The 9,941-nt window shown below is 36.5% G+C and carries 13 protein-coding genes; 8 read left to right on the forward strand and 5 right to left on the reverse strand.

From position 1 onward, the window contains the following. Together ON09_RS19775 and ON09_RS19780 are read left to right on the forward strand one after the other, a co-directional pair. Positions 1-739, forward strand: a 739-nt coding sequence (locus tag ON09_RS19775) for a lysophospholipid acyltransferase family protein (RefSeq protein WP_010602802.1), incomplete at its 5' end; no start/stop codon positions are given. A 4-nt stretch (positions 740-743) separates the two neighbouring features. Continuing rightward, positions 744-1,757 carry a glycosyltransferase family 2 protein gene (locus ON09_RS19780; protein ID WP_010602803.1) on the forward strand — a complete coding sequence of 338 codons (1,014 nt, stop codon included), beginning with the start codon at positions 744-746 and terminating at the stop codon, positions 1,755-1,757. Here ON09_RS19780 and ON09_RS24480 read toward each other — a convergent pair. Both ON09_RS24480 and aroQ read right to left on the reverse strand, forming a co-directional pair. Then, complete coding sequence (locus ON09_RS24480; RefSeq protein WP_010602804.1) at positions 1,750-2,472, reverse strand: TlpA family protein disulfide reductase; 723 nt, start codon at positions 2,470-2,472, stop codon at positions 1,750-1,752. The genes ON09_RS19780 and ON09_RS24480 overlap by 8 nt on opposite strands. 14 nt (positions 2,473-2,486) lie before the next feature. After that, the gene (gene aroQ / locus ON09_RS19790) at positions 2,487-2,903 is read right to left on the reverse strand and encodes a type II 3-dehydroquinate dehydratase (protein WP_010602805.1); all 417 of its coding nucleotides are present in this window, start codon (positions 2,901-2,903) and stop codon (positions 2,487-2,489) included. A 133-nt stretch (positions 2,904-3,036) separates the two neighbouring features. Here aroQ and xerD point away from each other — a divergent pair, with 133 nt between their 5' ends. After that, the gene (gene xerD, locus ON09_RS19795; protein WP_010602806.1) at positions 3,037-3,936 is read left to right on the forward strand and encodes a site-specific tyrosine recombinase XerD; all 900 of its coding nucleotides are present in this window, start codon (positions 3,037-3,039) and stop codon (positions 3,934-3,936) included. A 6-nt stretch (positions 3,937-3,942) separates the two neighbouring features. On the opposite strand, the gene prmC is transcribed toward xerD, so the two are convergent. Then, complete coding sequence (gene prmC, locus ON09_RS19800) at positions 3,943-4,800, reverse strand: peptide chain release factor N(5)-glutamine methyltransferase (protein ID WP_010602807.1); 858 nt, start codon at positions 4,798-4,800, stop codon at positions 3,943-3,945. An 81-nt stretch (positions 4,801-4,881) separates the two neighbouring features. On the opposite strand from prmC, the gene ribD reads away from it, so the two are divergent. From ribD to ON09_RS19820, 4 genes are read left to right on the forward strand one after another with little or no spacing between them, the layout of a single operon-like run. Beyond that, on the forward strand, positions 4,882-5,934 hold the full coding sequence (ribD, locus tag ON09_RS19805; RefSeq protein WP_010602808.1) for a bifunctional diaminohydroxyphosphoribosylaminopyrimidine deaminase/5-amino-6-(5-phosphoribosylamino)uracil reductase RibD: 1,053 nt from the start codon (positions 4,882-4,884) through the stop codon (positions 5,932-5,934). Then, entirely contained in the window at positions 5,935-6,801 is an 867-nt protein-coding gene (locus ON09_RS19810; protein WP_010602809.1) for a DMT family transporter, read from the forward strand. Then, positions 6,788-7,402 (forward strand): IMPACT family protein, encoded by a 615-nt coding sequence (locus tag ON09_RS19815; protein ID WP_010602810.1) that lies wholly within the window; start codon positions 6,788-6,790, stop codon positions 7,400-7,402. The genes ON09_RS19810 and ON09_RS19815 overlap by 14 nt, the downstream gene beginning before the upstream one ends. Positions 7,403-7,427: 25 nt before the next feature. Further along, positions 7,428-8,288 (forward strand): nucleoside phosphorylase, encoded by an 861-nt coding sequence (locus ON09_RS19820; protein ID WP_010602811.1) that lies wholly within the window; start codon positions 7,428-7,430, stop codon positions 8,286-8,288. 39 nt (positions 8,289-8,327) lie between these two features. Here ON09_RS19820 and ON09_RS19825 read toward each other — a convergent pair whose 3' ends face one another. Then, positions 8,328-8,723: a DUF1398 domain-containing protein gene (locus tag ON09_RS19825; RefSeq protein WP_010602812.1), complete on the reverse strand. Its 396-nt coding sequence runs from the start codon at positions 8,721-8,723 to the stop codon at positions 8,328-8,330. A 4-nt stretch (positions 8,724-8,727) separates the two neighbouring features. Beyond that, complete coding sequence (locus ON09_RS19830) at positions 8,728-9,774, reverse strand: aldose epimerase family protein (protein ID WP_010602813.1); 1,047 nt, start codon at positions 9,772-9,774, stop codon at positions 8,728-8,730. A gap of 75 nt (positions 9,775-9,849) precedes the next feature. Here ON09_RS19830 and ON09_RS26910 point away from each other — a divergent pair. After that, positions 9,850-9,941: galactokinase family protein (locus ON09_RS26910; protein WP_010602814.1), on the forward strand; the 92-nt coding region annotated here is incomplete at its 3' end.

Here is a 9,941-nt window from a genome sequence, read left to right on the forward strand (position 1 = left end):
AGTTGTTCGTGAGAATTTACTTAAATCTTTCCCTGAAAAATCAGCCGATCAAATCATTAAAATAGAAAAAGATTTTTTTCTTTTCCTTTCGGAATTGATTTTCGAAATCATTAAAATGACTACAATTTCAAAGCAGGAAACTTTGAAAAGAGTAAAATTTACCGGGCTGGAACAACTTGAAAAACATTTCAATGCCGGAGAAAGCGTATTGGCTTGTACCGGGCATTATGGTAACTGGGAGCTTGGCACTCTGGCCTTAGGCCTAAGTATCTCTGCAAAAACAATGGTCATTTATAAGCCACTTACCAATAAGATTTTCGAATCGTGGTTTAACACATTCAGAACAAAATACGGAAATGTTTTTATCGCCATGCGCCAAACTTTAAGGGGAATGGCTGCATATAAAAATGAGCCTACATTATTATGTTTTGCCAGCGACCAGGCACCAACACGTGAAGAAACCAAATATTTTGTAGATTTTTTGCATCAGCCAACTGCTGCATTGTTAGGTGTAGAGAAAATTGCGAAAGCTACAAACCGGCCAATTTATTATTTCAAGGTTAATGTCGTGAAGAAAGGCTATTACCATGTCGATGTATTGCCGATGTGTTTAAATCCTGCTTCAGCAAATGAATTTGAAATTACTAATTTGCACTTTAAATTTTTAGAAGATATTATTAAAGAACAACCTCAATACTGGCTTTGGAGCCATAAACGCTGGAAGTTTAAACCCGAATAAAAGAATGAATCCCTCAGTAGCTGTTGTAATATTAAACTGGAATGGTAAGGCATTTCTAAAACAATTTTTACCCGGAATATTACTTTCTCAATACGATAATTTGCAAATCGTTGTTGGCGACAATGCTTCAACTGATGATTCTGTTGCTTTTTTGCAGGAACATTTTCCATCAGTCAAAATCATTCAAAATGATTTAAACTATGGTTTTGCCGGAGGATATAATAAGGTGCTCGAACGCGTAGAAGCAGAATATTTTATCCTCTTAAATTCAGATGTAGAGGTTACGCCGAACTGGATACAACCTGTTATCGATTTAATGGAAAAAGATGACAGAATTGCTGCGGCGCAACCGAAAATTAAGTGGCAACTGAATAAAAACCAGTTTGAGTATGCAGGTGCCGCAGGTGGCTATCTGGATATATACTCCTACCCATTCTGCCGCGGACGCTTATTTAATGTTTACGAGTTTGATCAGGGGCAGTATAATGCCGCCCAGGAAGTTTTTTGGGCCAGCGGTGCGGCATTTTTTATTAAAAGCAAATGCTGGAAAGAAGCTGGTGGTTTAGATGCCGATCTCTTTGCGCACATGGAAGAGATTGATTTATGCTGGAGACTTAAAAATCTGGATTATAAAATTATGTATTGCCCTGATTCAGAAGTTTACCATGTTGGTGGTGGAACGCTGCAAACTGAAAATCCATTTAAAACCTACCTTAATTTTCGGAATAACCTGATTATCATGCAAAAAAATCTTCCTGCGGGCGATGCTATTTTTAGGATAACAATCAGGATGTGGATTGATTTTGTAGCCTGGTGGCACTTTCTTTTATCAGGAAAGCTAAAGTTTACCATGGCTGTTAGTAAAGGCCACTGGCATTTTATTAAATCAATTGCCAAGACAAATAGAAAACGTAAAGCCATTCAAAAGCCTTATACTAAACATGCTGGCGTTTATGATAATAGTGTTGTCTGGGCTTTTTTTATTAAAAAGATAAAGTATTTCAATAAGCTTACTTAGTGCTTAATGATTCATCTATCGACTTTTTAATCCAAAGAACGGTGTTTGCTGCTAATCCATAAGTACTAAATTTAACTTTTCCACCTTTATCTATTACAACATGTGTGGGATATGAATTAATAGAATATTGATTACTTATTGGGCGGCCATTAGCAATGATAGAATATTTATAAGGATTATTTTTTAAAAATTCCTGTAATCGAACGCTATCATCTAATGCAATTGCCAAAAAAATAATATCCTTGGTATTTTTATAAGAATCAATCATTTCATTTAAAAATGGAATTTCAATTTTACAAGGCGGACAGTTTATAAACCAAAAGTTTAATACAATAATTTTGCCTTTAGCTTCTTCCAGATTAAACTGGTTTCCATTTAAATCGGTTACCTTGAATCCATCAAACTTCTTCCCCGCAGGAAATGCTAAACTCTCTTTCGGCTTAGGCATGCTAGCAAGCATTGCTTGTGTTTGTTCTGTTGTTAGTTTGTATAGTAAAAATTCAGGTTTCCCTTTATTATCATTGGTGTTTAATGATTTAACTGAATATTTTCCAGAAAACCACATCAATTTCCATTCATCATAAGCGTATATTTTTCCGTCCTCCCCTTTTACTACCGATTTTTCATTAGGCTGTAAATTTTGTAAAGATTGATTTTGGGAATAACCTGAAATCGTAAATAATATTATTGTGAGTAAGAGCGATAACTTTTTCATAAATGTTAATTTTTTTAATGTATTAAACTTTCAATTGCTAAGCGATAACCTTTCATTCCAAAACCTGTTAAAACGCCCTGACAATTTTTGCCGGTTAATGAAACATGGCGGTATTCTTCTCGGGCATAAATATTTGAAACATGCACTTCAACAACCGGAGTTTTGATGGCTGCGATAGCATCGGCAATGGCGACAGAAGTATGCGTGTAGCCACCTGCATTGAGTACAATTCCATCGAAGCTAAAGCCTACTTCATGTAATTTATTAATGATTTCGCCTTCTACATTGCTTTGAAAGTATTCAATTTCTATTGATGAATAATGTGCTTTCAGTTCTTTTACATAATCTTCGATGCTTGTATTGCCATAAATTGATGGTTCACGAACACCTAGCAAGTTTAGGTTTGGGCCATTAATAATTTGTATTTTCATTTTTAACGTTCTTTGTGTTAATGATGAAACAATCGAGATTTCCGAGATTTCGAAAATTTGATGATTGTTTCATAGTGGTAATCATTATTAAATATTGTAACGTTGCAATGTTATAAAAAATCTCCATAAAAACATGCTTTGGCAATCATATATTAAAGGATTTAAAGCTTACTTAAAGTTAGAACGCTCACTTTCTAACAATTCTGTTGATGCTTATCTAAATGATATCGACAAGCTGGCGCAGTATTTTAAGTCATTAGACGAAGAACCTGCGCTGAATAATATCAAAGCTGCTGACATTAAATCATTTATCAGCTGGCTGAATGAATTGGGGATGCAGGCAACTACTCAAGCCAGAGTTATTTCGGGCTTAAAGGCTTTTTTTACTTATCTGATGCTTGAAGAAGTGGTGGATAAAGATCCGATGGCTTTAATTGAGGGACCAAAGTTGAGTAGAAAACTGCCAGATATGCTGAACATTCATGAAATCAATCAACTTATTGGTGCTATTGATGCTTCGAAACCTGAAGGCATGAGAAATAAGGCGATTATAGAAGTGCTTTATGGCTGCGGTTTGAGGGTTACGGAGTTAACAGAATTAAAAATTTCGAATTTATATCCACAGATTGAATTTATTAAAGTGATCGGTAAAGGAAACAAAGAACGATTGGTTCCGATTGGTGGCGTTGCTTTAAAACTTTTAGATATCTACATTAATTCGATCCGTGTTCACATGAACATCAAAAAAGGCAATGAAGATTATATTTTTTTAAATCGTTTTGGGGCTAAACTATCAAGAATATCAATTTTCAATTTAATTAAAAGTTTAGCGGAAAGTATTGGTTTGAAGAAAGCAATTAGTCCACACACGCTTCGCCATTCGTTTGCCACCCATTTAATTGAAGGTGGTGCCGATTTAAGAGCGGTACAAGAAATGTTGGGGCACTCGAGTATTACCACAACAGAAATCTACACACATGTGGATAGAGATTATTTACGGGAAGTAATCACCCAATTTCACCCCAGATCCTAGGTTAGGTTAATTATTAGTAAGTGTTGCTTTAAGCATCCTATCCTTACCCTGCATATCTCGCCTTAAAACAATATCGGTAAATCCTTTTTCTTCTAACATCTGCGTAGTTTCTTTACCTAGATATTCGTTAATTTCAAAATAAAGGTTCCCCGATGGCTTGAGATTAGTTTTAGCAAAATCAGCTATTACCTTATAAAAAATTAGCGGGTCATCATCTGATACAAAAAGCGCCAGGTGTGGTTCATGCAATAAAACATTTTTGTGCATTTTATCCTTCTCTAAATATCTGATATAAGGTGGATTACTAACAATGACATCAAACTTGTCTTCACTTGAAAATGCTGCAATATCAGCTACGATGAAATTGATATGGACATCCATGATTTGCGCATTTTCTTTGGCTACGGCAATTGCTTCTGAAGATATATCAAGGGTGCTTACTGTAGCGCCTGGTAAATATTTTTTTAATGAAATCGGAATGCACCCGGAACCTGTTCCAACATCAAAAATAGATAGTTCGGCTTTCGGTTTTGTCTTGCAATCGGCGATAATCCAATCCACTAACTCCTCCGTTTCTGGTCGTGGAATAAGTACATTTTGGTTTACTTTGAAAACTGATCCATAAAAATGTGCTTCACCTAAAATATGCTGTATTGGTTTTCCAATCATTAAATCATTTAAAATGCTCAGAATTTTTTGGAGATGAACAAAATCTGTATCAATATCTCGCATCATTTTTAGTTTAACAGGCGTTAAATTAAAAACATGTTCGGCTGCTAAACCAAAAAGTGCTTTGGCTTCATCCTGATCGTAAAGGGGTTCAAGTTCTAATGCGAAATGCTCTTCTAATTCTCCAATTTTCATTTGATGTAAAATTACCTATTTGTAACCGTATCAAATCTATTTTATTAAGGCTATGATTCATTTTTTACTATTTTTGCCCACATGGTGGATGAATTTTACATTAAACGTTGTTTGGAACTGGCCTCACTTGCCATCGGAAATGTAAGTCCGAATCCTATGGTAGGATGTGTAATTGTTCATAACAGTAAAATTATTGGCGAAGGATACCACCAGAAATATGGTGAAGCCCATGCAGAGCCAAATGCAGTTAAATCAGTTATTGAGCGGTTTGGCGCTGAGGCTGAAATATTACTTCGGGAATCAACCGCTTATGTCAATCTGGAACCTTGTGCCCACTTCGGAAGAACCCCTCCCTGCGCCGATTTATTTGTAAAGCATCAGCTTAAAAAGGTCGTGATAGGAAACCGCGATCCGTTCTCAGGTGTTGATGGAAAAGGGATAGAGAAACTAAAAAACGCTGGAATTGAAGTAATTAGTGGAATTCTGGATGATGAATGCCGGGAATTTAACAGGCGATTTTTCACCAGGATTCAAAAGCAGCGACCCTATATCATATTGAAATGGGCGGAAACCGCAAATGGCTATTTCGCGACTAAGGATGGTCATCAAAAATGGATTAGCGGAGCTTTGGCAAAGCGACTGGCGCATCAATGGCGAACAGAAGAAGATGCTATTCTGGTTGGGAAACAAACTGCCATCATGGATAACCCCCAATTAACGGCGAGAGAATGGCCCGGGAAAAATCCGATAAGGTTGGTTATTGATAAAAATCTTCAGGTGCCGCAAAGCAACCATATCTACAATGCTGACGCTAAAACCATCATTTTTAATGAAGTTAAAACCGATGTTGCTGGAAATATCCACTACATCCAAATAGAAGACATGCACTTCTATCTGGCACAAAAAATAGCTTTCCAACTTTATCTGATGGATGTCCAATCGGTTATTGTAGAAGGTGGTGCAAAAATCCTAACTCAATTTTTAGATACTAATCTCTGGGATGAAGCCCGTATCTTTTCCTCATCTGAACGCTGGGATGATGGCGTTCCTTCGCCTGTAATCAACGGACATTTGAAAGAACAAATTCAGGTTGGATCAGATAAACTATCTATTTACAAAAATATTTTTAACTAAATGATATACATAATTTTAAGTATCTTTTGTAGTGTTACTGTCGCGGTATTATTAAAGCTGGCGAAACGTTATGAGATTAGTATTGTTCAGGCCGTTTCAGTAAATTATTTCGCAGCATTAATACTTTGCTTTCTATTTTTTAAACCTGATATCAGCTCGGTTTCTGTAAGTGCACCCTGGCCAATTTATATCGCTCTCGCCATATTACTGCCGGGTATTTTCTTAATCCTTGCCGCATCAATCAGGAATATGGGTATTGTAAAAACTGATATTGCCCAGCGCCTGTCGTTATTTATTCCCATTCTTGCTTCGTACTTCGTTTTCCAGGAGAACTTCAACTCACTCAAAATAATTGGTTTAATCATTGGTTTTCCGGCAATATTTTTAACTTTTTTAAAGAAACCAACCGAAGCTAAAAAGGACGGCAGCTGGATTTATCCTGTCGGCGTTTTCCTTGGATTTGGTGTAATTGATGTCCTTTTTAAACAAATTGCACTTTTCAAGGCATTGCCATACACCACATCGCTTTTTACCATATTTTGTCTGGCATTTATTGTTTCACTAATCATTGTAGTCGCCCTGGCGTTGTTAAAAAAGATTAAGATACAGCCCATAAACCTGGTTTGTGGATTAATTTTAGGCCTGTTTAATTTCGGAAACATTCTGTTTTATATGAAGGCGCACAAAGCATTGGTTGAGAATCCTTCCACAGTATTCGCCGCCATGAATCTTGGTGTTATTGTTTTTGGAAGTTTAGTGGGTGTAATTATTTTTAAAGAGAAGCTAAACAAACTCAACTATATCGGGATTATTTTAGCACTCATTGCTGTCATCATCATAACCCTTTCGCAAAATGCTGTTCGATGATGCTTATCAAACTATAGAAAGTGCCGCAGAAGGTATTTTCAGGGATAAAGGAAGTAAATTTATCGCATACGCCTATCCCATCCGCATGGAAGAAGAAGTGAAACCCATCCTCATTCAACTTCGTTCGGAACATCCAAAAGCGAGGCATTGGTGTTACGCTTATCGCCTTACTCCAGATCGATCGATATTTAGAGTAAACGACGATGGTGAACCATCGGGCACTGCAGGCAGGCCGATCTTAAATTGTTTGTTATCTGCAGACCTTACAAATATCCTGATTGTAGTGGTTCGGTATTTTGGGGGCACTTTATTAGGGGTTCCGGGTTTAATCAATGCTTATAAAAATGCAAGTTTGGAAGCTTTATCTGCCGCTTCAATCATTACCAAAACCGTTAACGACTGGTATGAAGTTCATTTTGAATATTTGCAAATGAATGATGTAATGAAAGTTATCAAAGATGAAAATCTTGAAGTTTTAAATCAGCAGTTTGACACCAATTGCATCTTGAAATTTGAGGTACGAAAGGCGCAACTGAACCAGGTTTTAAGTAAGTTTGATAAAATTGAAGATATCAAGTTAAAATATCTTCAAACTGTTTAAATCAAAACGTAAAGCATTCTAACCAATGAAAATATCTGAAAGCGATTTAATTATTAATCCTGATGGAAGTATTTATCACCTTAATCTTTTACCAGAAGATGTTGCAGATACCGTAATCACTGTAGGCGATCCTGATCGTGTGGGTGAAGTAAGTAAATACTTCGATAAAGTAGATTATAAAAAAGGTAAACGAGAATTCATTACGCATACCGGATACGTAGGCAGCAAAAGAGTTACCGTACTTTCTACGGGTATTGGAACGGATAATATCGATATCGTTTTCAATGAACTAGATGCACTGGTTAATGTTGACTTTAAAACAAGGGAGATAAAACCAAATTTTAAATCACTGAACATTATTCGTATCGGAACTTCTGGTGCAGTTCAGCCAGATATTCCAATGGGCACTATCTTAGCTTCGAGTTATGGTTTGGGTATGGACGCTTTGATGAATTATTATATCCAGGAAATATCTGAAGATGAAAAAAGTTTGAAAGATGATATTTCCGCTCATTTCGGACATTTGGGAGCGATAAAGCCTTACCTAACTGGGGCGAGCAGCAGCTTGATTGATACGATTGGAAAAGATTTGCCTAAAGGAATAACGATTACTGCACCAGGTTTTTACGCACCGCAAGGCCGGCTGGTTCGAGCAAAAAATGCTGTTCCTGATTTTATTAAATTAATAAACAGTTTTAGGAGTAACCAGCATCGCATCACAAATTTAGAAATGGAAACGGCCGGCATTTATGCTTTGGCTAAAGTGTTAGGGCATCAGGCGCTATCTATTAATGCAATTTTAGCTAGCAGGGTAAATTTTGAATTTAGCAAAGAGCCAAATAAGATTGTAGAAAGCGCTATAAAGCTGGTATTGGAAAGAATTTAATTTCAGGCCTCGATTTCGTTAAATACGAGGCCTGAATAATTAGGCTGTTGGTATTTTTTCTTTTACCAGTTCATTTCCTTCTGTATCCAGGTATGTACAGGTCATATGACCTAAATCAATTACCCATTTTTCCACTCCTGCATCAGCAGCCTGTTTACAAAAGGTAAAGTAATCGGTTTCTCCCTGCTGATGTATTTTCAAGGCGTGCTCCAGCTTCGCTGCAGAAGACTCATCGTTTACAATAAGTGAAGGATATTCTTCAGGGCTGGCTTGCTGCGCATTATCCTCATCATCGAAATAGATTGATAAACCGTTGGATACATAAACATCATTTCTGACTACACCAATAGCTTTAATTTCCTGAATAAACTTCGGGAAATCTGCACCAGTTTTTATTTTCGATTCTGCTGCTTTTATTTCTTCAAGACTAAACATAAATTTATTTTGTTAATGATACTTTGTAAATCGTGGTTTGCGTGTAAAGATCTTCTGGTTTTAATACAGTAGTTGGGAATTCAGGAATATTGATTCCATTAGGATGGTGTTGTGTTTCAATACAAAACGCATCGTAGCCTACATAATCCTTCCCTCCTTTTCCACTCTTAACATCTACATATTTTGCTGTGTATAAGTGCGCTACCGGCTCGGTGGTATATACATTTAAAGTTAAGCCACTTTCGGCTTCGGTGGTTTTGCTTGCTAACGTTAAATCCCCGTACGTTTTATCCAATACAAAAGATTGGTCATAACCCTCAGTTTCGTCCCAATCTCTGCCAATTTCTTTTAGTTTCGTAAAATCCAGTGCTGTTCCAGTAACGGGTATCAGCTTTCCGGTAACACAATAATTTTCATCCTGTTCTAAATAGTTTGATCCGAATATTTGCAGTTGATGATTTTTGACGTTTCCACCGCCGGGAGCTAAATTAAAATAGCCATGATGGGTGAGATTTATGGCTGTCGCTTTATCTGTTTCAGCTTCATAACTCAATATCAATTCATCATTATCCGTTAACTCAAAAGTTAAATCGATCACTAAATTTCCTGGAAAATTTTCCTCTCCATCTTCACTTTCATATTCTAAAGTAACGGTCGATTTTTCATCATCTACCTCCACGATATCCCAAACCTTTCTATCAAAGCCTACAATACCCCCGTGTAAAGTGTCAGCGCCATTATTTTGCGCTAACTGATAAGTTTCACCATCAATTGTAAAGGTGCCATTTTTGATTCTGTTTGCGTAACGCCCAATGATCGCTCCGAAATACGGATAGTTTTTTAGATATTCAGGGTTTAAGTACTGTTCAAAATCATCGAACCCGAGTACAATATCTTGCATTTCTCCCTTGGCATTCTGAACAATGAACTTGTTAATGATCGCACCGTAGTTAAATATTTTAACGTAAGTGCCTTTGCTATTGGTGAGTTCGATTGCGATAACTTCTTCGCCATCAATAAATTTTCCTGTTGATGTTTGCTGAACGCTCATAAATTGTAACTTAGGATTTTTGTTCCTGAAACAAACATACTATTATTAGTTGCTTTTAATAAATATTTTAACCAAATGAAAATTGAACTTGACCAAAAATTTGCAGAACAATACCACAAAAATGCCGATGCTATTTATTTTAGTCCAGGTCGCGTAAATCTGATTGG

The sequence above is a fragment of the Pedobacter agri PB92 genome (assembly GCF_000258495.1).
GTDB lineage: Bacteria > Bacteroidota > Bacteroidia > Sphingobacteriales > Sphingobacteriaceae > Pedobacter > Pedobacter agri.